At 35.7% G+C, this 24,116-nt stretch carries 24 protein-coding genes; 11 read left to right on the forward strand and 13 right to left on the reverse strand.

Annotated features, from left to right (window positions below; translation table 11 throughout):
- Positions 1-635: 635 nt before the first annotated feature.
- Together H3U97_RS10915 and H3U97_RS10920 are read left to right on the forward strand one after the other, a co-directional pair.
- The gene (locus H3U97_RS10915; protein ID WP_086364717.1) at positions 636-2,027 is read left to right on the forward strand and encodes a hypothetical protein; all 1,392 of its coding nucleotides are present in this window, start codon (positions 636-638) and stop codon (positions 2,025-2,027) included.
- A gap of 1,236 nt (positions 2,028-3,263) precedes the next feature.
- Entirely contained in the window at positions 3,264-4,700 is a 1,437-nt protein-coding gene (locus H3U97_RS10920; protein ID WP_198198959.1) for a hypothetical protein, read from the forward strand.
- Positions 4,701-5,257: 557 nt separating this feature from the next.
- On the opposite strand, the gene pgm is transcribed toward H3U97_RS10920, so the two are convergent.
- From pgm to H3U97_RS10935, 3 genes are all read right to left on the reverse strand, one after another.
- On the reverse strand, positions 5,258-6,895 hold the full coding sequence (pgm, locus tag H3U97_RS10925; RefSeq protein WP_198198960.1) for a phosphoglucomutase (alpha-D-glucose-1,6-bisphosphate-dependent): 1,638 nt from the start codon (positions 6,893-6,895) through the stop codon (positions 5,258-5,260).
- Between the two features lie 74 nt (positions 6,896-6,969).
- Entirely contained in the window at positions 6,970-7,473 is a 504-nt protein-coding gene (locus tag H3U97_RS10930) for a hypothetical protein (protein WP_065578977.1), read from the reverse strand.
- A gap of 21 nt (positions 7,474-7,494) precedes the next feature.
- Positions 7,495-7,680 (reverse strand): hypothetical protein, encoded by a 186-nt coding sequence (locus H3U97_RS10935; RefSeq protein WP_034903340.1) that lies wholly within the window; start codon positions 7,678-7,680, stop codon positions 7,495-7,497.
- A gap of 166 nt (positions 7,681-7,846) precedes the next feature.
- Between H3U97_RS10935 and H3U97_RS10940 the strand changes: the two genes are divergently transcribed.
- Both H3U97_RS10940 and gloA read left to right on the forward strand, forming a co-directional pair.
- The gene (locus H3U97_RS10940; protein WP_207463560.1) at positions 7,847-8,335 is read left to right on the forward strand and encodes a glycine zipper 2TM domain-containing protein; all 489 of its coding nucleotides are present in this window, start codon (positions 7,847-7,849) and stop codon (positions 8,333-8,335) included.
- Positions 8,336-8,563: 228 nt separating this feature from the next.
- Positions 8,564-8,971, forward strand: a complete 408-nt coding sequence (gloA, locus tag H3U97_RS10945; protein WP_034903346.1) for a lactoylglutathione lyase — start codon at positions 8,564-8,566, stop codon at positions 8,969-8,971.
- A 61-nt stretch (positions 8,972-9,032) separates the two neighbouring features.
- Here gloA and gmk read toward each other — a convergent pair whose 3' ends face one another.
- Positions 9,033-9,662: a guanylate kinase gene (gene gmk / locus H3U97_RS10950; protein WP_034903349.1), complete on the reverse strand. Its 630-nt coding sequence runs from the start codon at positions 9,660-9,662 to the stop codon at positions 9,033-9,035.
- Between the two features lie 229 nt (positions 9,663-9,891).
- Between gmk and H3U97_RS10955 the strand changes: the two genes are divergently transcribed.
- Entirely contained in the window at positions 9,892-10,587 is a 696-nt protein-coding gene (locus H3U97_RS10955; RefSeq protein WP_086361928.1) for an AzlC family ABC transporter permease, read from the forward strand.
- Positions 10,584-10,907, forward strand: a complete 324-nt coding sequence (locus tag H3U97_RS10960; protein ID WP_034903355.1) for an AzlD domain-containing protein — start codon at positions 10,584-10,586, stop codon at positions 10,905-10,907. The genes H3U97_RS10955 and H3U97_RS10960 overlap by 4 nt, the downstream gene beginning before the upstream one ends.
- 58 nt (positions 10,908-10,965) lie before the next feature.
- Here the strand turns inward: H3U97_RS10960 and H3U97_RS10965 are convergent, their stop codons facing one another.
- From H3U97_RS10965 to H3U97_RS11000, 8 genes are all read right to left on the reverse strand, one after another.
- Positions 10,966-11,865, reverse strand: coding sequence for a heme biosynthesis HemY N-terminal domain-containing protein (locus H3U97_RS10965; RefSeq protein WP_086361926.1), 900 nt, complete (start codon positions 11,863-11,865; stop codon positions 10,966-10,968).
- Positions 11,866-11,875: 10 nt separating this feature from the next.
- Positions 11,876-13,309: a uroporphyrinogen-III C-methyltransferase gene (locus H3U97_RS10970; protein ID WP_198198961.1), complete on the reverse strand. Its 1,434-nt coding sequence runs from the start codon at positions 13,307-13,309 to the stop codon at positions 11,876-11,878.
- 22 nt (positions 13,310-13,331) lie between these two features.
- A complete protein-coding gene (locus H3U97_RS10975) occupies positions 13,332-14,066 on the reverse strand; it encodes a uroporphyrinogen-III synthase (RefSeq protein ID WP_198198962.1) in 735 nt (244 codons plus the stop codon).
- A complete protein-coding gene (gene hemC, locus H3U97_RS10980) occupies positions 14,066-14,983 on the reverse strand; it encodes a hydroxymethylbilane synthase (protein ID WP_198198963.1) in 918 nt (305 codons plus the stop codon). Before hemC ends, H3U97_RS10975 begins: the two co-directional genes overlap by 1 nt.
- Positions 14,984-15,101: 118 nt before the next feature.
- Positions 15,102-16,469: an adenylosuccinate lyase gene (purB, locus tag H3U97_RS10985; protein WP_198198964.1), complete on the reverse strand. Its 1,368-nt coding sequence runs from the start codon at positions 16,467-16,469 to the stop codon at positions 15,102-15,104.
- A gap of 31 nt (positions 16,470-16,500) precedes the next feature.
- Positions 16,501-17,151, reverse strand: coding sequence for a high frequency lysogenization protein HflD (gene hflD / locus H3U97_RS10990; protein ID WP_086320309.1), 651 nt, complete (start codon positions 17,149-17,151; stop codon positions 16,501-16,503).
- 1 nt (position 17,152) lies between these two features.
- Positions 17,153-18,271, reverse strand: coding sequence for a tRNA 2-thiouridine(34) synthase MnmA (mnmA, locus tag H3U97_RS10995; protein WP_065651014.1), 1,119 nt, complete (start codon positions 18,269-18,271; stop codon positions 17,153-17,155).
- A 217-nt stretch (positions 18,272-18,488) separates the two neighbouring features.
- The gene (locus H3U97_RS11000) at positions 18,489-19,175 is read right to left on the reverse strand and encodes a LexA family transcriptional regulator (RefSeq protein WP_065578966.1); all 687 of its coding nucleotides are present in this window, start codon (positions 19,173-19,175) and stop codon (positions 18,489-18,491) included.
- A gap of 155 nt (positions 19,176-19,330) precedes the next feature.
- Here H3U97_RS11000 and H3U97_RS11005 point away from each other — a divergent pair, with 155 nt between their 5' ends.
- Complete coding sequence (locus tag H3U97_RS11005; protein ID WP_065578965.1) at positions 19,331-19,558, forward strand: helix-turn-helix domain-containing protein; 228 nt, start codon at positions 19,331-19,333, stop codon at positions 19,556-19,558.
- A 53-nt stretch (positions 19,559-19,611) separates the two neighbouring features.
- Here H3U97_RS11005 and tpiA read toward each other — a convergent pair whose 3' ends face one another.
- Entirely contained in the window at positions 19,612-20,376 is a 765-nt protein-coding gene (gene tpiA, locus H3U97_RS11010) for a triose-phosphate isomerase (RefSeq protein WP_198198965.1), read from the reverse strand.
- Between the two features lie 100 nt (positions 20,377-20,476).
- On the opposite strand from tpiA, the gene zapB reads away from it, so the two are divergent.
- The 4 genes from zapB to H3U97_RS11030 all read left to right on the forward strand — a co-directional run bounded on the left by zapB (position 20,477) and on the right by H3U97_RS11030 (position 23,944).
- Positions 20,477-20,722: a cell division protein ZapB gene (gene zapB / locus H3U97_RS11015; RefSeq protein ID WP_034902244.1), complete on the forward strand. Its 246-nt coding sequence runs from the start codon at positions 20,477-20,479 to the stop codon at positions 20,720-20,722.
- A 76-nt stretch (positions 20,723-20,798) separates the two neighbouring features.
- On the forward strand, positions 20,799-22,100 hold the full coding sequence (locus H3U97_RS11020; RefSeq protein ID WP_198198966.1) for a DUF2868 domain-containing protein: 1,302 nt from the start codon (positions 20,799-20,801) through the stop codon (positions 22,098-22,100).
- A 1-nt stretch (position 22,101) separates the two neighbouring features.
- Positions 22,102-23,460: a DUF3482 domain-containing protein gene (locus H3U97_RS11025; protein ID WP_086320306.1), complete on the forward strand. Its 1,359-nt coding sequence runs from the start codon at positions 22,102-22,104 to the stop codon at positions 23,458-23,460.
- A complete protein-coding gene (locus tag H3U97_RS11030) occupies positions 23,408-23,944 on the forward strand; it encodes a C40 family peptidase (RefSeq protein ID WP_082205063.1) in 537 nt (178 codons plus the stop codon). The genes H3U97_RS11025 and H3U97_RS11030 overlap by 53 nt, the downstream gene beginning before the upstream one ends.
- Positions 23,945-24,116 lie beyond the last annotated feature (172 nt).

The following is a 24,116-nucleotide window of genomic DNA, read 5'->3' on the forward strand; positions in this document are numbered from 1 at the left end:
GTGACCACTTGCGTGGTCCCGCGGGAGATTGTAAAGAGGGTTGGCGCCAACCCTCTTAACTCGGACGTATTCACCGTATAGAAATAACCACCAAACAACAAAACGTCCGAAACACAAACAACCCAAAAAATTTGAGGAACGGGGTTTTTAAAGCCCAAAATCCATCCAATAAATCGCTAACGTTAGTTATAAAATCAACTAGCAACCCAAAAAATTTGAGGAACGGGGTTTTTAAAGCCCAAAAATCCCCCTAAAGTTTCTTCGAAATAGGTTTTAAGCGAGTAATGAAGAGGTAATATTACATTCACCTTTACAAAAGTTAACAATAAAACCATCAAAAAAAGTTGCATGGTTTTTTGCAATCACTATAATTTTTGTACTATATTTATATAAATGGATAAATTTTGCGCCAATAGGTGCAAAATTGTAAATTAATCATTAATTTAATTGACAGGAATGTCGAATATGTATTATAATTTTAAACACCAAACACCAAACACCAAACCTGCCCAACCTATAATTTAACGTTAGTAAAGTTAAGCTCGCATCGTTTATTATTTAACCGCAGTTTATTTTTCCAACAAATTCAGCAAAATTTTTCAAAATTTCTTGGTTTAGCCTTTTTATCTCGGCCGATGGTTTTCATATTAACCGTGGTTGTTTTACAGTCTATCTCTTTTTCTAATTATGCATTAACCACTACAACGACCAATATCATTTATGGCTCAGCACCTTATTTAACCTTTGATGGTGGTCGTACCCGGGTAACAAATACCGAATCGCTACTAAGGATATCCCTTTCTGATGGTAGAACATTTACTCCCACAACCAATGATTCAAGTGACAATCCTATCGAGTTACCTGTTGAGGGTCAGAGTTTTGCGGATATTGGTATGTTAGTACCAACGGATACTAATTCTATTGCATTAAGTTCACTTATTGGCACACCTTATAATTATTGGGGGGATGATGATGGCGATGGTGAGGGAGTTAATGGTGTCACCGCTACCGGTAGTTTAAAATTAACTATTGTTGATAACGACAATAATTCTGTTGCCCGTAATGAAGTGCCGACTATTTGTAAAGCGCCATATAAATTAACCTTATCTAATGATGAAGGTACATTAAAAACACGTTATGGGGTACCTAATGAAAGTCGTTTTACGGAAGGTAATGCCACTTATTATATTAATCCTAAGGCAGCGCCGGTGATTTGTTTTGCTAAACCTAGCTTGCACAACGTTTCACATAACACTCCTGGTCCTGTTAATATATGGAACCTTGATAAGGGTTTTCTAATACAGTCAGTTACGCCGTCGTCTTATGGTTCAAACTTCCCGACTACTGGAGCTAATAAGTTATATTTTGATTTAATTATTGGGGGTAGTAATGCTCAGGCCTTATCTTGGGCACCGGTTTCTCATGGTGGTATTACGGCGACGATGACCTATTCAGCAAGTAACGAAGTTCGAGTCACCCTAACAGGTCCTGCCGTTACAGACCCTAATCAATGGGAATCAGAAAATCCAGATAGAATCGACAGACTATCTTTACCTCAGGTATTTGAGTTGGTCGGTCGTGATAGTAGGGGTAATGCGGTGGTCAAATATGGATTTGAGTTAAAGCAGTGGTTTGCTAATCGTGGTGATTATACAAGTAACCTTTCTAGTCTATCATCTTGGTGTAATAAGATTGGAGGATACCGTGTCCCAAATGTCAAGGATTTAACTAATGCGTTTTGTCGGGGAAATAATACAGAAGACGCTTGTAACGATCTAGTAGAGGCAACACCTTCGTCACCTGATGTGTTTTTCAGTCGTTACATTGGTGCCGGATTTTTCACGGAATGGGGGAGTATGCTCTATTACCTTGATACTAACTTCTACTTCGTTAGCTATTGGGCGAGTGATAAGACGAATAACAACCAATATTCTTTTTATGTTCACTCGGATTGGGGTACTATGTATTCCTACCCTACCATAGCAGTAGAGAATACCAAACTCTTCGGAGTCTGTGTCTATCCTTAGCTATTATTTCTTAGTTCTTAGGTATTGAAGCTGAGGATAAGAAAAATAACATTAGGGCGATAAAAAACGATTTTGTGGCGCGACATTCGCAACGTGCTGACAACTGCGTGAGGTTAGCATGGCAAACAGGGATGTTTGCCAAGGCGGTGCTTTGTCAGGAACAAATCACAGCCGGTGCGTTAAGAGCGAACGAAGACGGAAGGCAGTCACATTATGACCACTTGCGTGGTCGCCGCGGGAGATTGTAAAGAGGGTTCGCGCCAACCCTCTTAACTCGGACGTAATCACCGTATAGAATTAGCCACCAAACAACAAAACGTCCGAAACTCAAACAACCAAAAAATTTTGAGGAACGGGGTTTTTAAAGCCTAAAATCCCGCCAATAAATCGCTAACGTTAGTTATAACATCAGCTAGTTCCAATAATAAACGTTTATTTTGGCAAATAAGTTTGGTGTATTTAATTTAGCGACATCCGCAACGTGCTGACAACTGAGAGAGGTTAGCATGGCAAACAGGGATGTTTGGCAAGGCTGTGTTTTGTCAGGAACAAATCACAGCCGGTGCGTTAAGACCGAACGAAGGCGGAAGGCAGTCACATCGTGACCACTTGCGTGGTCGCCGCGGGAGATTGTAAAGAGGGTTCGCGCCAACCCTCTTAACTCGGACGTAATCGCCGTATAGAAATAACCACCAAACAACAAAACGTCCGAAACTTAAACAACCAAAAATTTTGAGGAGAGGGGTTTTTAAAGCCTAAAATCCATCCAATAAATCGCTAACGTTAGTTATAAAATCAACTAGTAACCAAAAAATTTTGAGGAACGGGGTTTTTGAAGCCTAAAAATCCCCCTAAAGTTTCTTCGAAATAGGTTTTAAGCGAGTAATGAAGAGGTAATATTACATTCACCTTTACAAAAGTTAACAATTAAATCATCAAAAAAAGTTGCATGGTTTTTTGCAATCACTATACTTTTATAGCATATTTATACGAATGGATAAATTTTATGCCATTAGGCTTAAAATTTTAAATAAATCATAAAATTGGATTGACAAGGACATCTGATATGGATTATAATTTTCAACACACAACACACAACACACAACCTGCCCAACCTATAATTTCACCTTTCTAAAGTTAAGCTCACATCGTTTATTATTTAACCACAGTTTATTCTTTCCGCAATTCCGGCAAAATTTTTCAAAATTTCTTGGTTTAGTTTTTTTATCTCGGCCGATGGTTTTGGTATTAACCATGGTTGTATTACAGTCTATCTCTTTTGCTAATTATGCATTAACCACAAAAACGACCAATATTATTTATGGCTCAGCACCTTATTTAACCTTTGATGGTGGTCGAACCCGGGTAACAAATACCGAAGCGCTACTCGGGATATCCCTTTCTGATGGTAGAACGTTTACTCCCACAACCAATAATTCGAGTTATAGAAATCCTATCGAGTTACCGGTTGCTGGTCAGAGTTTTAATGATATTGGTATGTTAGTACCATGGGATACTGATTCTATTGCATTAAGTTCACTTATTGGCACACCGTATAATTATTGGGGTGATGATGATGGCGATGGTCAGGGGATTGATGGTATCACCGCTACCGGTAGTTTAAAATTATCTATTGTTGATAAAGACAATAATCCTGTTGCCCGTAATGAAGTGCTGACTAGTTGTAATAACAATAAAGCACCATATAAATTAACCTTATCGAATAGTGAAGGTAGATTAACAACACGTTATGGAGTACCTAATGAAAGTCGTTTTAGTGCAGATAATGCCACTTATTATATTAAACCTAAGGCAGCGCCAGCGATTTGTTTAGTAAGACCTTATAACAACGTTAACGATAACAGTAGGTTTTCGCTTGGTCTTTCTGCTGCCGTTTGGGGCTTTTGGAATTATAGGTATGGTTTTATACCACAGTCATTTACGCCATCGTCTTATGGTTTAAACTTCCCGACTACTGGTGCTAATAATTTGCTTTTTTGGTTATATATTGGTGGTGTTAGTCAGGCCTTATCTTGGGCGCCGGTTTCTCGTGGTGGTATTACGGCGACGATGGCCTATTCAGAAAGTGACAGAGTTGTAGTCACCCTAACGGGTCCTGTTGCTACAGAATCGCAAGGGTACTCAGATAATCCAGGTAGAATCGGTAGACCATCTTTACCGCAGACATTTGAGTTAGTCGGTCGTGATAGTAGGGGTAATGCGGTGGTCAAATATGGATTTGTGTTAAAGCAGTGGTTTGTTAGTCGTGGTTATTATAAAACCTATTCTAATACGGAATCTTGGTGTAATAAGATTGGAGGATACCGTGTTCCAAAGGTCAAGGATTTAACTAATGCGAGTTGTAAGGGGGAACCGCGGCCTGAAGCTCCTGCTTATTATTGTCGAGGTTATGAAAGTGAAATAAATGCATTAACGGCAACGCCTTCGTCACCTGATAATACTACCCGTCGTCACATTGGTGGAGGATTTCTCTCGGAATGGGGGTCTCTGCCTTATTACAGAGACCGTGGTGTCGACTTCTGCCCAGGATGTATCTATTGGACGCAAGATAGGGTGGGTAGTAGTTTTTTGCTGGTTGGCACGCTTAGAGGTAGTATTAGAGTTCAAGGAGATAATCAAGAAAGGGGCAGCGGACTCTGTGTCTATCCTTAGCTATTATTTCTTAGTTCTTAGGTATTAAAGCAGAGGATAAGAAAAATAACATTAGGACATCAAACAATCATTGCCTTGCCAAGGCAATGGTGTTGACGTTGACGAAGTCGGCGATAAAAACGATTTTGTAGTGCGACATTCGCAATGTGCTGACAACTGAGTGAGGTTAGCATGGCAAACAGGGATGTTTGGCAAGGAGCGTTAAAAGCGAACGAAGGCGGCAGGCAGTCACGCAGTGACCACTTGCGTAGTCGCCGCGGGAGATTGTAAAGAGGGTTGGCGCCAACCCTCTTAACTCGGACGTAATCACCGTATAGAAACAACCGCAAAACAACAAACGTCCGAAACTCAAACAACCAAAAAAAATTGAGGAACGGGGTTTTTAAAGCCTAAAATCCCGCCAATAAATCGCTAACGCTAGTTATAAAATCAACTAGTAACCAAAAATTTTGAGGAACGGGGTTTTTGGGGAAAGAAAAACCAGATGATTGTGCTATGAGTTAGAGCATTATTCATCTGGTTTTATATTCAATAGATTAATTGTTTAATCTACTTTTTTATTTTATCGCTTTAGCCACTATTTGCTGAGCTTCTTGTTGTAAGGTTGCTAAATGCTCGTTACTTATAAAGCTTTCCGCATAAATTTTATAGGCATCTTCTGTACCAGACGGACGAGCGGCAAACCAACCGTTTTGCGTGATAACTTTTAAACCACCGATTGGTGCGTTATTCGCTGGTGCAGTAGTTAGGCATTGGGTAATTTCCTCACCGGCTAGTTTATTTGTAGTTAATTGGCTGGCATCGAGTTTGGCTAATTTTTGTTTTTCAGTAAATGATGCAGGCGCTTGAATTCGGCCATAATAAGAAACACCAAATTTAGCTTCAAGCGCTTGGTATTGCTCTTGTGGGTTTTTGCCAGTTTTTGCTGTCATTTCAGCCGCTAATAGGCATAAGATGATACCATCTTTATCCGTTGCCCAAACTTTACCATTAGTTCTTAAGAATGATCCGCCAGCGCTTTCTTCACCAGCAAAACCTAGTTTACCGTGATAAAGTCCATCAGCATACCATTTAAAACCGACAGGATATTCAAGATATTTTTTGTTTAAGCTATTAGCTACACGGTCGATCATTGAGCTAGTGACTAGCGTTTTACCAATAGCGATATCTTGATGCCACTGTGGACGATTTTGAAATAAATAGTTTACGCAAGTTGAAAGGTAAGCATTTGGATTCATTAATCCTTTCGGTGTGACAATGCCGTGACGGTCAGCATCAGTATCGTTACCAAAAGCTAAATCAAATTTATCTTTAAGGTTTAATAAACCGGCCATCGCCCAGCGACTTGAACAGTCCATACGGATCACTTGATCATGATCAAGATGCATAAAGCTAAATGTTGGATCAATTTTATTATTGACGATTTCAAGGTTTATGCCGTACTTTTCAGCAATACGAGGCCAATAGGTAATACATGCACCACCAAGTGGATCAACTCCAATTTTTAGCGATGATGACTTGATTAATGATAGATCTAAAATATTTTCAAGATCGTTGACATAATCAGTTTCATATTCTTTAGTATGTACGAAGTCTGATTTTAGCGCTTTTTCTAAGCTGACACGTTTAACACCATTAAGGTTGTTTCTTAGCAGTTCATTAGCACGGTTTTCGATTTGTTTGGTAATATCAGTATCGGCAGGACCACCATTAGTTGGATTGTATTTTATACCGCCATCTTCAGGTGGATTATGTGAAGGGGTAATTACAATACCATCAGCTAATTGAGATTGTTTATCCTGATTATAAGTCAATATCGCATGCGATATTACTGGTGTTGGTGTGTACCCCCAATTTTGTGCTATAACCACGGTTTGTTCATTAGCCACAAAGACTTCAAGCACTGATTTTAATGCAAGTTCAGATAAAGCATGAGTATCTTGACCAATAAAACATGGTCCAGTGATATTGTTTGTTTTGCGATACTCGGCTACCGCTTGGGCAATTGCTAATATGTGTGCTTCGTTGAAGGTCGCTTTATTTGAGCTGCCACGATGACCTGATGTACCAAAAATAACTAATTGGCTAGCATTATCAACATCTGGTTGAATTTGATAATAGTTATTTTGTAATGTTTGGATATTAATTAGGTCAGATGGTTGAGCTAATAATCCCGCACGGCTTGACTTAGCCATTTTTTACTCCTCTTTCATAACTTTATTTTAATATTCACTTTTATAATCATTATGTTAGTGAATTACTATCTAGTTTACGGTAAAAAGGCATGGATAACTTGATTAATCATGCTTTCTGAAATACCCATGTCACTCATAATCGATTCAATAATATATAGTTTTCGCGCTGTATTCGTATTACTAATTACCCAATATGGGGTACCAACAATTTCTCTTGGCTTAGTGTTTTTTCCCGAAGTTTCTAAGGATTGTTTGTCTTTAGCTAAGTATTGCCGTTTACTGCCATGTAGTGACGTTGCTGCAATTGAAAATAGTGCCGGGTTGTAGTTATATAGCGCGCCAAGTAGTAATAAAAAACGGCTTATGATCGATTTTTCATTTGAGAAAGTGTCGCTAGTAAGGAGATCATTAAAAATTGGGTAATGATTTTCTTTGGCTAATATAGGATCAGCTTTAGTCATTTCAGGTTGGTTAAAGTTTAATAAACGTCGCAAAATACTTGATGCATCTTCACCAATATGTTTAGTTTGACCTGCAATAAATTGATAAAGTTCTTCGTCGATTTCGATAGTTTTCATTCTGTTACTTTGCCTATTAAATTATTGTACTGGACAACCATTAACTGGAATGGTGTCAAAATTTAAACTTTTAGTTGGTCTGTCTTGTAAACAATCTGGTTTAGATTGATGTGTGACGGTTTCATTTTTTATCGTCGTTTGCTGATTTTCATCATGACAGGCCGTTATCATAACTGATAATAGTAAAGGAAAAAATAACCGTTTCATGTACTTATTGTATGGTAGATTAACAATTGAGCTGAGTATAACTCAAGTTAGCCAAAAATTGTATTATCTAATGATAAAATAATGAAAATGATATTGTTGTTTTTCAAAAAGAATATTATTCTAAACAAGGTATAAAAATATACTCAAATTATATGAGGAATAAATTATGAAAAAAATCGTCACATTAACTATTCTAGCAGCAATTTTATCTGGATGTAGTAATAGTGATATCTATTCTGGCGATGTTTATACAGCAGACCAAGCAAAACAAGTCCAACAAGTAAGTTATGGTACAGTTGTATCGGTAAGGGCAGTTAAGATTCAAGCAAATTCAAATGGTAAAGACGGTGGAAATGTTGCTGGTCCTTTAGGTGGCGCGGTAATTGGTGGCGTTTTAGGTAATACAATAGGTAATGGTACTGGTCAAATCTTAGCCGCAGCAACAGGTGCTATTGGTGGTGCGATTTTAGGCGATGCGATTGAAAACAAATCTAGTCAAGCTGATGCAGTTGAGTTAGAAATTAAACCAGAAAATGGTTCTAACTTTGTTATCGTTCAAAAAGGTGATGTTAAACAGTTTTATGCTGGTCAAAATGTTAAATTAATTACTAATGGTCAACGTATTAATGCCGCACCAAGATATAGTGGTAAATAATATCTGATCTATTTCAAATCTATCATTCAAATCTTGTTAGTTTTATCTGAATTTGCTTTCACTTATACTTGTTATCAGTGAAAGCTTTTTTCTATTTTAATTATCTTATTTGCTATTTTATCCTCATCAGCTAATTGATTATTTTGTCGACATAAAAATTTGCCTGTCTAATCACAAATCGCTAAACTCAAACTAAATGTTTTAATAGAAATAAGGAACTATATAGTAATGCGTATATTACATACAATGATCCGAGTCGGGGATTTAAAACGATCAATTGATTTCTATACTCGAGTTATGGGAATGACACTACTTCGAACCAGTGAAAACCCGGAATATCAATATTCACTGGCTTTTGTCGGTTATGGTGATGAATCAACCAGTTCAGTAATTGAATTAACTTATAATTGGGGAACTGAAAAATATGATCACGGTACTGCTTTTGGTCATATTGCTATTGGTGTTGATGATGTTGCTAAAATGTGTGAGGATGTTCGTCAAGCTGGTGGTCGAGTTACCCGTGAAGCAGGTCCAGTTAAAGGTGGTAAAACGATTATTGCTTTTATTGAAGATCCCGATGGTTATAAAATAGAGTTAATTCAAAATAGCCAAGCGACTAAAGCATTAGGTAATTAATTCAGTTATTTTAATTTTTACTATCGCCGAGTGATCGGCGATATTGGTTATTAAAATTTAGTTAATATTTCGCCGCCAATAGATCGGTTAATAGTTGGTGATGGGCTATGGCTTGTTTGCTTTGTTCAAGACTAGCACTAGTCATAATGGCATTTAATGCAGTTAATGATTCATCAAAATCATCATTGATAATCACATAATCATATTCATTGTAATGTGAAATTTCAGATTGAGCTTTATGCATTCTTTTGCTGATCACCTGAGCATCATCTTGACCACGTTTGATGAGTCGATTTTCAAGTTCTTTGAGTGATGGCGGTAAGATAAAAATACTTTTTGATTCAGGCATTTGTTGTCTAACTTGTTCGGCACCTTGCCAGTCAATATCTAAAAAAACATTAATACCTTGCAATAGAGATTGCTCAATTTCGGCTTTAGATGTTCCATAATAGTGATCGAATACATGGGCATATTCGACGAAAGCGTTCTGTTTAATTAATGATTCAAATTCTTGATTATCAACAAAATAGTAATGTTCACCTTGTTGTTCACCAGGTCTTGGTTTTCTTGTCGTATGAGAAATTGAAACTTTTGCTGGATGGTGGTTTTTTTGTGCTAGATAGGCACGAATAAGACTTGATTTACCAGCACCACTTGGCGCTGAGATAATGAATAAAGTACCCGTATACATAAATAATATTACCGTTTTTTAATAAGATAATGAGTGATTTTTATTGTCACAAACAGTCGATAGGCGCTATTATAGCAAAATTTGCTTATTGTATGTGGCTTATTGTTATATATAGATTTTATTATTAGCGATCAATCATATAACGAATAATACGGCAGTGAAATTGAATCAACATTATTACAATTATTAAATATATTAGATAGCAGTTTATGTCATTAAGGAAAGGAAAATGTCTTTAACATTTAAAGATGGTGTACAAGCGTGTATTCCAACTTTATTGGGTTATATTGGAATAGGAATTGCCGCTGGTGTTGTGGGTAAAGCGTCTAACTTATCGGTATTAGAAGTGACTCTCATGGCAATTATTATTTATGCGGGCGCATCACAATTTATCATCACCGGTTTAATGATGGTAGCAACGCCAATATCTGCGGTTATTTTCACGGTGTTTTTAGTTAATTCGCGGCATTTTTTGATGAGTATGGCGACTGCGCCGGCATTTCGTCGTTTCTCATTATTGAATAATATTGGTATTGGTAGTCTATTAACTGATGAAAGTTTTGCGGTAGCCATGAATGCTATTGCTAATAAACAACCCGTAAATCCAGCCTGGATGCATGGCCTAAATGTAACCGCTTATGCTGCTTGGATTCTATCATGTTTAGTTGGGGCATTGATTGGTGAATGGTTACCCAATCCAGCACAATTTGGATTAGATTATGCTTTAGTGGCGATGTTTATTGGTTTACTTTATTTACAGCTAACAGCTGATAAATCTAAAACACTTTTAAATCGTGTTATTGTAATTTTGACAGTCAGTGTAATATTGATTTTTTTATTACGTTTTGTCTCATCCGAGATGGCGATATTATTTAGTACTTTTGCCGGTTGCTTTATGGGGATTATTGTGGAGCGTAAAGCATGAGTATTTATAGTTTATTAATCATTTTGGGTAGTGGTTTGGTAACTTGGTTACCTCGGGTTATCCCTTTCTTATTAGTCAGAAAATTGCAATTGCCTGAAGTGGTAATTCGTTTTTTATCCTATGTACCTATTTGTATTTTAACCGCACTGTTTGTCGAGAATCTTTTTATAGTTAAACAAGGCGAATTTCCTAGTTTTAATTTTGAATATTGCTTAGCTGCGCTGCCAACTATTGGTGTTGCTGTTTTGACTCGCAACTTGATGTGGGTGGTTATTGCTGGAATGAGTAGTATGGCATTAATTCGCTATTTTATTATCTAAACAGATTGTCTATTCAAACAAAAACAGGGCAATTGCCCTGTTTACTATTTAATATTTTTTAGGTTCTTTCTTTTTGTTGTAATTTTAGAATACTTTTATTCAACTTTTCCGCTTCGGCTGTTTGGCCTAATTGATTTAAATAGTTGGCCATTGCTTTTTGGTTGGCTAGGTTATTAACAATAACTTTTGGTTGTTGTTTCCACCATTTTATCAAAGCAAGTGGATCACTATTGGTTGATAATTGTTTGATACGGCCAATATAGGCTGCTTGTCTAAACTGATCAAGTTGAGAGTCTGGATAAGCTTTAGTTTTATACATGATTGGTAATAAATCAATAACGGATTGATAATCTTCCGTTTCATAATAGAGTTGATCGGCTAATCTCAATATTTCAACATTACGCGGTTTTTCGTTTAATAATTTTTCAATTGTGATTTTAGCTGCACTGTATTCATGATTTTTGAGTTGTAGACGAATTTGTACCAGTTGAAAAGCAAATAACTCTTTTGGTTGGCAACATTTTGCCGCTTCGGCTAAAGATTGATTGGCGGCGATTAATTGGTCTGCATCAATTTGTGCTTGAGCTGCAAGTAAATAAGATAAAGTAGAGCTTTTTGCACCTTTGGCACTTTTCATAAATAGTTTAGCGGCTTGTTGATAATCACCTTGTAAAAGGTAAAATTGTGCTTGTTCAACACGTTTAATTGATTTCTTCGGTGATTTTAATCTTAACCATTCACCAAAAGCAGTTTTTGAGTTAAAGATTTTTTTACCTATTTCATAAACTAAATACAGAACAAGCAATCCCAACAATTGTAGTATGACAAATGAGTTAAAAGACATACTTATTCTATATTTAGCAATCTCAAATATCGCTGAACCTTGATTGCCTTCAAGAATAGGGCCAAGAAAAAATCCACCGACTAATACTAAGAAAATAATGAGTATTTTTAACATTATTATTCTCCTATTTACCTAATGCTGATTTGACTCGAGTTTGCATTAATTTTTCAAGTTCAATAATGCTGTCGAGTTTATCGGGGATGTTTTGATTACTAATCGATTGTTTTTGTAAACTATCAAGATCATTTAAGAACAATTTAACCGCTGATGCATTACCATCGAAATAAGCATTAATCCAAGTCGAAGCATCATGTAAAGCACGTTGATATATCAGTTCTTGATGCCTTGGTACTGCCTGCGCCGCAATTAATAACCGGAAACGAATATTTTCACGAAGATACAGAGTCTGTTCTAAACTTAAAGGTGTTTTTAAAATCTGGCATCTGACAATTTGCTTTTCATCATTACCTGCCTTATCGAGACAAGTGGCAAAATGGTTATCTTTTGCGTCTAGTTTTTCAATTTTGATAAATTTGTCCATAAATTTTTCGGCATTGACAAGTAAATTATCTGACCAATCATCTATTGATGAGCTAACTTGATCATTTTCAGCTAAGTTCGATGACGGTTTATTATTTGTTGAAACCTCATTTGCGGTTTTAATTTCATTTTGGTTAACTGCCTGTGCAGCTTCTTTATAATTACCGACTAAAGGTAAGTCGGTTAATGATTCAGATAAACCTAATAGCTTAATAATAATCCCATCTTCATCAATAAAACTGATTTGTGATAAGGCATTAATATCTTTGCTAATGGCTTGTCTTGCGGTTAATAGACTTGGATCATTGGTTTTGGCCAAACTTTCATCAGCACTTTTCAATAATAAACGGGCACTGGTATAATCTTGGTCATTCCAAATTTTTCTACCCGCAAGATGGACTAAATAGTTAGCCTGTGAGATTAACCAAACATTATTATCAAGTGTGGATAGGGCAGATAAACGTTCATTAATCGTATTCAAATTTTGTTCGTTTAACTTTGTTGCATCATTAATTTGTATGGTTAATTGTTGTTGAATTTTTTGGTTTTCATTTAATTGGCGATCAACACGCTGTGATAGAGATGTAAACTGTTGGTTTTGTTGATTGACGGCATCATTAATATTAGTTTGCAAATCATTAATTATGCTAGCTTTAGTATTTTGCTTTAAGTTTGCAACCTCTGTTTGTAAGGTGGAAATCTTTCGTTTTTGATTTTCAATTTGTTTATATCCTTGGAAATAAACAAATCCACTTAAGCAAACTGTTAATGCTATGGCAAGTATTGACAGTTTTGATACAGGTGCGTGGGATTTACTACTATTAACCGATGAATTGGTAACCGATGAATTGGTTGGTTGTTCGATTTTTGGACTAGAAGTTTTTTTGATTGGTTCTTTTTTATCTACGTTCATCGTCGTTTTCGCTTCTTTGTTTGCATTAGGTATTGGCGGTTGACTAAATGAAGTGGTGCTGATGTTGGAAAGTGTTGCATTGGCACCATAATATTTTGTTGACATAAATTAACCTCATTTAGATTTTTTAAATATTTTTGGCATTATGACATAGAGTTATCATTGTTTTAAATAAAAATTGATTATTTGCACTAACAATTTTTAAAACTTTTTGCCAATTTAACTGTTTAGCTTTTGCAAAAATTCTCTCACTGGTTACGATTAGTTGAGCATCACGTTTATGTTTATTTTGGCAGTAAATATCCAGTTGTAATAGGTGATCAACACTCGTAATTAATATGATTTGTTGGGTAATATTTTCGGCTAATATGTTTGGCTTATAAGTAATAGTTTGACGAGTATAACATGCAATTGTTTTCACATTAACTGTTTGTAACTTTAGCTGCTGAGATAATTGTTGACCGCCATTATCCCCACAAAGAATTAACGCATTATGACCACTTATGGATTGTTGATTTAATAATGATAATAATCCAGCACTATTTTCTTCATTTGGGTAATCAACATGAACGCTATTTTGTTGACTAAATAATTCGGCAGATTTTTTGCCAATGGCAAAATAGCGAAGGTGATTAGGTAACCTGAGATTAGGTAGATGTTGTTCAATCATATAAGTGACTTGTGGTGAAACAATAATAACCATATCACCTAAATTGAGGTTATCCAATTGTTGCTGTAAATACCCCAGATCTTGACCAGCTAAGATATTAAAAAAAGGTAGATGTTTTGCTGGTATATTGGCTTGATTTAATAATAGAGTTAAATTATCCCCTTCGGGGGAAGGGCGAGTAATATAAATCATTAGTTAATTAGTTCCGCTAATATTTTATCAGCGCCTTTAGCTAATAATTTTGCTGCCAATTTTTCGCCTAAACTCTCGGCTTCTATGGCTGCTCCTGTTACGCTAACTTTAATAATTGTTGAACCATCTAGACTGCCAACTAAACCAGTTAAGGTTAATAAATTGTTAGTTAAAAGACTTTGACAGGCAATAGGCACTTGGCAACCGCCTTGTAATGCCTGATTCATTGCTCTTTCAGCTTGTATACATATTCGGCTATGTTTATCATCAAGTGGCGCAAGTAATTGCAAAATTGTTTCATCATTAATTCGAGTTTCGATACCAATGGCACCTTGGCCTACCGCAGGTAAAATTAAGTCAGTATCAATGTATTGCTTGATTCGTTCTTGTAACCCTAGTCGTTTTAAACCGACAGCAGCTAGAATGATGCCATCATATTCTTGGTTATCCAATTTGGCTAAACGGGTACCAACATTACCACGTAAATCTTTGATGATTAAATGTGGATATTTAGCCCGTAATTGACATTGACGTCTTAAACTTGAGGTGCCAATGATAGCTCCATCAGGTAAATCATCTAAACATTGATATTGATTTGATATAAATGCATCACGAACATCATCACGTTGACAGATTGTGGCAAGCGTTAATCCTGTAGGAAATTGAGCTGGAATGTCCTTAATAGAATGAACGGCAATATCAGCTTCATTATCTATTATGGCTTGTTCTAATTGTTTGACAAATAATCCTTTACCGCCGATTTTCGATAGCGGACTATCCAATAGTACATCACCCTTAGTTACCATTGGGATTAGTTCAACGGTTAAATTTTGGTGGATTGTCATTAATTGTTGTTTAACAAAGTTAGCTTGCCAAAGGGCTAAGGGACTTTTTCTTGTTGCGATGCGGATTTTCAATGATGCTCCCTATCTTCCGAACTTTAAATATTTTTGTTGTTATAAGTCATTCAACATAAATTGGTTCGCCTAAAACCCATTATATTTGAGCTTTAGGCTGCAACACTCATTATGTCATTTATAGTTCATCAACAAAATTAATGGCAAAACCAATGTAATTTGCTGGGGTTAGCTGTTTTAAACGAGTTTTTTCATGTTCAGGTAACGCTAACGAGTCGATAAATTGTTGCATTCCTTGTGCATCGACACGTTTACCTCGCGTTAATTCTTTTAATTTTTCGTATGGTTTTTCGATACCATAACGACGCATCACGGTTTGAATGGGTTCGGCTAATACTTCCCAATTGCGGTTAAGTTCATCAAGTAGATGTTCTTGATTAACTTCAAGTTTATTTAGACCTTTGAGTGTTGATTGATAAGCAATAATCGCATAACCAATACCTACACCAAGATTACGTAATACGGTTGAGTCGGTTAAATCTCGTTGCCAACGAGAAATAGGTAATTTACTACCAAGATGACTCATGATTGCATTAGCAAGCCCCAAATTGCCTTCTGAATTTTCGAAATCAATTGGGTTTACTTTATGTGGCATAGTTGAAGAACCAATTTCACCAGCAACGGTTTTCTGTTTAAAATGATTTAGAGCGATATACCCCCAAACATCACGATCAAAGTCGATCATAATGGTATTAAAACGGTCAATGCAATCAAAATATTCTGCAATATAATCATGTGGTTCAATCTGGGTAGTATATGGATTCCATTGTAATCCTAATGAAGTTACAAATTCCTCACTAAATTTATGCCAATTGATTTGTGGGTAAGCAACCATATGCGCATTATAATTACCTGTAGCGCCATTAATTTTACCAAGAATTTCAATTGACTCTAATTGTTTGAGTTGTCTCTTTAGTCGATAAACAACATTGGCAAACTCTTTACCGATGGTGGAAGGTGTAGCTGGTTGTCCATGTGTTCTTGATAATAATGGTAAGTCACGATAAGTCTTAGCTTGCGTGGTGATGGTTGCAATTAATTTGTTCCAGTAAGGGATAAGAACTGTGTCTCTGGCTGTTTTTAACATTAATGCATAAGATAGATTGTTAATATCTTCTGATGTGCAGGCAAAGTGGATAAATTCATTAATAGCTTGCAGTTCTTCGTTAGTGTTAACTTTTTCTTTTAAGAAATACTCAACAGCTTTAACATCGTGATTTGTTGTTCTTTCGATTGTTTTGATGCGTATTGCATCTTGTTCATTAAAGTTGTCAACAATTTCATTCAGGTGCTTGTTAGCTTGCTCACTTAGCGTTGGTACTTCAAGAATATCTGCTTGATTAGCGAGTTTTTGTAGCCATCGAACTTCAACTTGAACGCGATATTTTAATAAACCATATTCACTAAAAATGGTGCGTAATTCTGTTGTTTTGTCACCATAACGACCATCAATTGGTGATAGGGCGGTAAGAGCAGATAATTCCATCGGTTTTACTCCGTTGCTATTTTTTTTAAATTTAATAACTTTGTTGATTAATATCTTTTAATAATTCTTGTGCTGCATTACATATTCGTTTACGACCCAGCAAAATTTGCCAGCGACTACCACCAACTTGATACCATAAAATGGCAGAACGAACACAACCTAGTAGTGAAGCTCTAACTTTGGCTTGCACCAATGAATTTTGTAAATACTCCGCTTTACCTACTACTTTGATTTTGGTTGATAGAGGACTGATGATATCCGAATAGATCCCTGCTAATGAATAAGAGAGATCATCAACATGATTACTGATTGTCTCTTGATTCATATCTGAATAAAGTCCAGATATTCGTTGCAAACGTTGATCTATTTTACCTAATGCATCGTTATTTTTTAAAAGTTTGCTGGTGACACTTAATGCACCAAACAAATAACGGATGTTTTCAACTTGTTGCTTTTGATTTGATGATAGTAGTGAGATAAGTGTTTCTAGGCCTGTTTTAATATTGGTAATACCATCATAAACATCATCAGTGGTTTTTGGCGATGTATTGAATATGCTTTTAATTGCTATTTGATAAAGCGTATTGTTACAAACCCCTGTATTAGCAAGTTGGGGAATAAGTGACGCACTTTGTGTTACGCCGGCAAGGGCTATTGCAATATGATGATATTTACTATTCATTTTAATGCTCCTTACTGCTTACAATTCGTTCCTCAATAATACCGCCACCAAGGCAGACTTCATCTTGATAGAATACCGCTGATTGTCCAGGTGTTACTGCTGCAACAGGTTGTTCAAACATTACTTGAATTTTATCTTGTTCTAATGGTGTGACACTACAAACAATATCTTGTTGACGATAACGCGTTTTTACTGTGCATTGAAAAGGTTTGGTCACAACTTTACGATCAACCCAGTGTAGTTGTTGAGCAATTAATCCATCCGAAAACAAAGCTGGATGATCATGACCTTGGGCAACAATTAATTCATTATTTTTTATGTCTTTGTCAACAACATACCATGGCGTATCATCGGCTTGTTTTAGACCACCTATGCCAAGTCCTTTACGTTGTCCTAATGTGTGATACATTAGCCCTTGATGTTGGCCGATAACTTCACCGTCTACAGTCCGAATCACGCCTGATTGTGCCGGTAAGTAACGAGCTAAAAAATCACTAAATTTTCGTTCACCAATAAAACAGATCCCGGTTGAGTCTTTTTTAGCTGCGGTTGCTAGGCCTAGTTTTTCGGCGATTTTTCGTACTTGTGGTTTTTCTAGTTCACCAACAGGAAATAAGCTTTGTCTAATTTGATCTTCACTCAGCGTATATAAAAAATAACTTTGGTCTTTATTGTTATCTATACCGCGCAGTAATTCGACTTTGCTTCCATTTTCTCGCTTGCGAACATAATGGCCGGTAGCGATATAATCAGCACCAAGATCTTCGGCTGCATATTCAAGAAAAGCTTTAAATTTGATCTCTTTATTGCATAAAATATCAGGATTAGGTGTTCGACCTGCCTTATATTCGGATAAAAAATGTTCGAATACGTTATCCCAGTATTCGGCAGCAAAATTGATTGTGTGTAATTTGATGTTTAATTTGTCACATACTGCTTGCGCATCAGCTAAATCGATCGCTGCTGAACAATATTCTTCTGTGTCATCTTCTTCCCAATTTTTCATAAATAAACCAACAACATCGTAACCTTGTTGTTGTAATAAATAAGCAGAAACAGAAGAGTCTACGCCGCCAGACATGCCGACAACGACTTTTTTTCGAGTGTTTATATTTGGCATAATAACTAAATCAATGGGCAAAAATTTTGTGATAATTTTAGCATAATTATGATGAAAAGTGTAAGGCTATGCGAAAGAGGGATAAGGGTTTGACTAACAAATTTTTATTAATAGTTGTCTGCTGATATCTATTCGCAGAAAAAAATTAATTATAGTTCCAAACTCCATTGATAATATCAATGGAGTTAAATTTAAAAATAGCATTATTATGGTGATCTTAATTAAGATCTTTCAGTAAATAGACCACATGGCCGATTATTTTAAAATCGTGTTGTTCTTTTTTGTCAACCACAATAGCTGGATATTTAGGGTTATCTGAAATTAAAACTAGGTTAGCACCTTGATTTTGAATACGCTTGATACTTATATGATCATCATACTGTACCGCATAAAGAAAACCATCAATAGGTTTAGCGTTAGCTTTATTGATAATAAGAATATCATGATTTGATATGGTTGGTTCCATACTGTCACCCTTAGCCCAAACAGCGATTAGATTATCAACTTCACAACTGTGATGTTTGATTAAGGTGATATCAAATGGGATTGTTTCTAAAACTGAAAATGCACTATTTGTTTCATTGAGATGATGAAATGGAATATCAATAGAACCTTTACCTTGGCTTTCTGGAAGTAAACGACATTCGCCTTTTCCTGTTGCAAGCCACTCGATTGGTACATCACATTTCTGAGCTATGGTTGCCAATCTATTTAGCGATGGATAGGTCTTTCCACATAAATAATCTCGTATTACTGCTTCTGACATTCCTACTTTTTTTGCAAAAGCGTTACCTGAAAGACCTTCTAAAACAATAGTTAATCGATTTTTAAAATTTATAACTCCTGTACTGGTCAATGTTCGTGTTTTTTCTTGTTCAGACTGTTTTTTTACTTTATTTTCCATTGTTTTTCATTCCATTTCTAGATATTTTTTTGTTTTTATTATTTTAATTCGTTTTTTTATATGCTATTCTTTGCAGGTAACTTGTTATCGCTTTAGTCGCGTAATACCGATAATCTTTACAATAGCAAAAAATTTAACCAATAGAGGATCTCATAATGAGAGAACAAGATCAAGACTGGACGCCATCAAGAGTTGTAGGTGAGATTAAAATCCGAGGCGGAAATTTAAGAGCTCTTTCACGTTCAAGTGGTTTACAGGCTGATACTTTACGTAATGCACTATATCGACATTGTCCTAAATATGAACGTATTATCTCTGAATATTTACAAGTGCCTGTTGAGCAAATTTGGCCATCTAGATACGAAAAGAAGGGTAAAAAATAAGTTACAATTGTACTACTGAGTAGAAAAAGACGCCTAAATAGGCGTCTTACGTTTTATTTCTTAGCTTGTTCTGCTGCTTTAACGATTGCTGCAAAAGCATCGACTTTTAATGAAGCTCCACCAACTAAAGCACCATCAATATCTGGTTGGGTAAATAGTTCAGCTGCATTTTTATCATTAACTGAGCCACCATATTGAATAATTACTTGTTTAGCTACAGCTGCATCTTGTTTTGCGATATGATCACGGATAAATTTGTGAACAGCTTGTGCTTGAGCTGGAGTTGCAGATTTACCTGTACCGATTGCCCAAACTGGTTCATAAGCAATTACTGCGCCATTAAATGCTTGTACACCTAATGCATTAATAACAGCATCAATTTGACGAGCACATACTGCTTGAGTTTGGCCAGCTTCGTTTTCAGCTTCAGTCTCACCAATACAAAGTACTGGTACTAGACCTGCTTCTTTTAATACACCAAATTTTTGGGCAATAAATTCATCAGATTCTTTGTGATAAGTACGACGTTCAGAATGTCCAATAATGACGTGAGTTACGCCGATTTCTTTTAACATAGTTGCTGATACTTCACCAGTATAAGCACCTGAAAGATGAATACCGACATCTTGAGCACCTAAAAGAATGTTTGAGCCACCTAATTGATGTGCTACAAAATCTAAATAAACGCTAGGCGGTGCAATTGCAATGCCACAGTTAGCGTCTGTTGATAGCTCATTTCTTAATCCTGCGACCAAGTCTTTTGCCATACCGATACTACCATTGAGTTTCCAGTTACCCATAACGAGAGGTTTTCGCATATTTTTCTCCAACTTAAAATTTAAAAAGGTGTTGATTTCAGAATGAATTAGTTATAATACTACTTATTATACACCAAATAAATTGAGCTTGAGGAAAAATATGTCATTAGAAATATTGAATCAATTAGAAACTAGAATTCAACATACTGTTAACACCATTAATACATTGCAACAAGAGATTGCTAGATTAAAGCAAGGTAATCAAGAACTTGAGCAATTAATTAATGATAGTTCTGATGAAATGAAAGCATTACGTGATGAAAATGAAAAACTAAAACAAGATCAACAAATTTGGCAGCAACGGATTCAAACTCTTTTAAGTAAAATTGGTGAAATCACCCAGTAAACGACTCAATCTATCTTAAACGCGACTTATGTCGCGTTTCTTTTATGACTAACCTAAATGTGAAAATTAAATAAAAATGCGTGAACAGCTAAAATCTTTATGGCTTACTGAAACTATTCATTTAATTGAGTCACAATCTGGACGCTTTGCTGATCAAGATATTAATCGGCAAGTTAAAGCTATGCCAACCTCTTTGGTTAATCGTATTGTTACGCGAGCCACCTTATTATCTAAACAAAATGGTTTATATTTGGCACAAAAAGTAATGTTGCGCTCAATTAAACTGTCATTTTTGTTATTATTGTTTGTATCACTTTTTATCGGTAGCTCGCTGACATTTGGCGCGTTAAGTCAAAATCCAATCAATTTATATTGGGCGTTATTTAGTTTATTGGGTGTTCATTTTATTACGCTAATTGTCTGGCTTTGTTCATTGTTATTTTTTTCTCGCTTTGGTGGTAGTTTATTAATTCACGGTTGGTTATGGATAGCGGAAAAACTCTACCAAAAAAAGACTGTGCAACAACTTGTTCCTGCTTTTGTTTCATTATTTGGCTATCGAATTCGTTGGTTACTAGGCTTTGTACTTAATTTGTTTTGGACAGTTATTTTAACTAGCGCTTTAATTGTTTTGTTAGTGCTTTTTTCTACCCAACATTATAGTTTTGAATGGAAAACAACTTTATTAAGTGCAGATTCAATTATTGAATTAACTCATTATCTAGGTTATTTGCCATCTTGGTTTGGATTTTCTATTCCAAAAGATGATGTGATTAAACTGAGTGAACATGCATTAAGTTCTGGTGATATTCGTTCTTCATGGGCGATATGGTTACTGGGCGTTTTTATTTTTTATGGCTTAACTGTTCGTTTACTTCTGATGATTTTTTGTGGTGTCACCTGGATGGTAACCAGTCGAAAAATTAAGTTAAATTTAGATGATCCTGATTATCAAATCCTCGCGCAACAATTACAGCCATTAGTCACTAACGTAGAAGATGAAGATAAATTAGGGGAAAACAGATGGCAATTGCCGATTTCGCAAATTGAAGAAGGGCATGGTATCTATTTGGTGGCAGTGGATATCGTTGAAAGTTGGAAACCAACAACTACAGTTCCGTTCTATGGCTTTCTTAATACCCGTGAACAACGGGTTGCTATATTGGACTACTTACAATTAAAACCAGCGAAAAAATTATTAATCGCCATCGATACGGATCGCGCCCCTGATCGCGGATTATTAAACTTTATTCAACAGCTAATTAATAAATCCCAGCAAACTCGGATATGGTTTATTAATCACGGTAAGCAATTTCATAATTGGCAATCGTTATCTTTACCATTAGCCGAACCTAATTGGTTAGAGCAGGATAATTAATATGATTACTTCATTGAAATTAGCAATAGTTGGCCATGCCAATTTTGGCAAAACTTCGCTTTTGCGAGCATTGTCGCACAATAGTCATTTTGGTGATGTTTCAGATAAACCGGGCACCACAAGACACGTTGAATCGATTAAATTGTCTTTGGCTAATAATACCGACATTACTTTTTATGATACTCCGGGTTTTGAAGATAGTTTGGCGCTTTATGATTATATAACACAAATTCTACCAGCAAATTCTAAGCTAGATGGTATCGATAAATTAACGACTTTTTTACAAAGCCCGGAGGCTGAAAACCTTTTTAATCAAGAAGCAAAAGTCATCAGACAAGTGTTAAATTGTGATGCAGCTATCTATGTCATTGATGTCCGAGAGCCTGTGCTACCTAAATATCACGATGAATTGGCCATTTTAGCAAATAGTGATAAACCTATTCTTGCTGTCCTTAATTTTACTTCAACCAAAGAACAAAATGAAAAGGAATGGAAAAGATTGCTTTCAATAATAGGTATCCATGCTATCATTGGGTTCGACGCTGTATTTCCACCTATAGATGGTGAAGAAAAATTATACAAAAGTTTAGCTTTACTAATTGAATCAGCTAAAAAAATATTGGATAATTGGTTAGATAATATTACGAGGATTCGTGAATCACGTAATCATACAGCAAATAAACTTATTGCCGAAGCATTGGTTGATGTGACTGCTTTTTATAAAATGGCAAAATCAGATGATAAGCAAGCTGTAACTGATATGCAAAATAAAGTTAGGTTACGTGAACAAAAAGTAATAAATGATTTATTGCAACTCTATCAATTTGATTCAACTCAAGAGAGTGAAGAAAATCTACCTTTAATTAAAGGTAGATATAACGCTGATTTGTTTAATTTAGATGCGTTGAAATTGATGGGTATACATTTGACTAAAGGATTTGTATCTGGTGCAACTATCGGAGCAAGTATTGATTTAGCTACTGGTGGATTATCCTTTGGTTCAGCTGCATTAATTGGTGCAGCCGTGGGTAGTTTGATGCAAACTGCAAAGCATTACGGTTCTAGAATGCGTTATCAGCTTTCTGGATATAGTAAATTAAGCGTTGATGATGTGATTATTTGTTTTCTTTCTTTACGATTAGTTCAACTTAAAGAGAGTTTAAATTATCGCAGCCATGCGAACACCAGCCCGATTAGATTATCTAAGCTAGATAAAAATGAGTGGCAAAAAGGTGTGTTACCTAAAAGTCTAAAGGTAGCAAGACGTTATTCGCATTGGTCGACTTTAAATAAAGGAACAAAAAGAAATGATAAAAAAAGACAGTCGGTTATTAACCAAGTTGCGCAACAATTGCGGTAGTGTTAAAAAACGATGTTTAGTAATTTCGATTATTTTTTCTCTGTTTGTATTGTTTGGTTGTAGTAGTAGTCAAGGTCAAGTAGCGGTAAATAAATCAGATCCAGTTATTTTGGCAAAAATCGATCAACATTATAAAAAATGGAAAAAAACGCCATATCGTTATGGTGGTACAACCTTAGCTGGTAGTGATTGTTCTGGTTTAGTTATGAATTTCTATAAAAATAGATTATCAAAAACTTTGCCAAGAAGTACTGTAGAACAAGCTAAACTAGGCTATAAAGTTACTACTCCTAAAGCGGGGGATTTAGTATTCTTTAAAACCGGTCGTAGTCGTAGCGGTTTACATGTTGGTATCTACTATGCAGATGGTAAATTCTTACATGCTTCAACATCAAAAGGTGTTATTTTCTCTAATTTAAAAGAAGATTATTGGAAAAAACATTATTGGATGACTCGTCGGGTTATCGATACTAAAGTTAAGTAAAATTTTAGACTCACTGATATGATCTATACAGTGAGTCTTTAGCATTCCTTCCTTAGTTGTTTCAATTTTATATCAGTGATTTTTCCCTTAAACCATACAATACATTGGCAACATACAACATTTCACCAGGTGTTCCTAACTATATTCGACACCAGTTGGTAGCTGGATTGAT

This window comes from Gilliamella sp. W8128 (assembly GCF_016100545.1).
Classification (GTDB): Bacteria; Pseudomonadota; Gammaproteobacteria; order Enterobacterales; family Orbaceae; genus Gilliamella; species Gilliamella apis.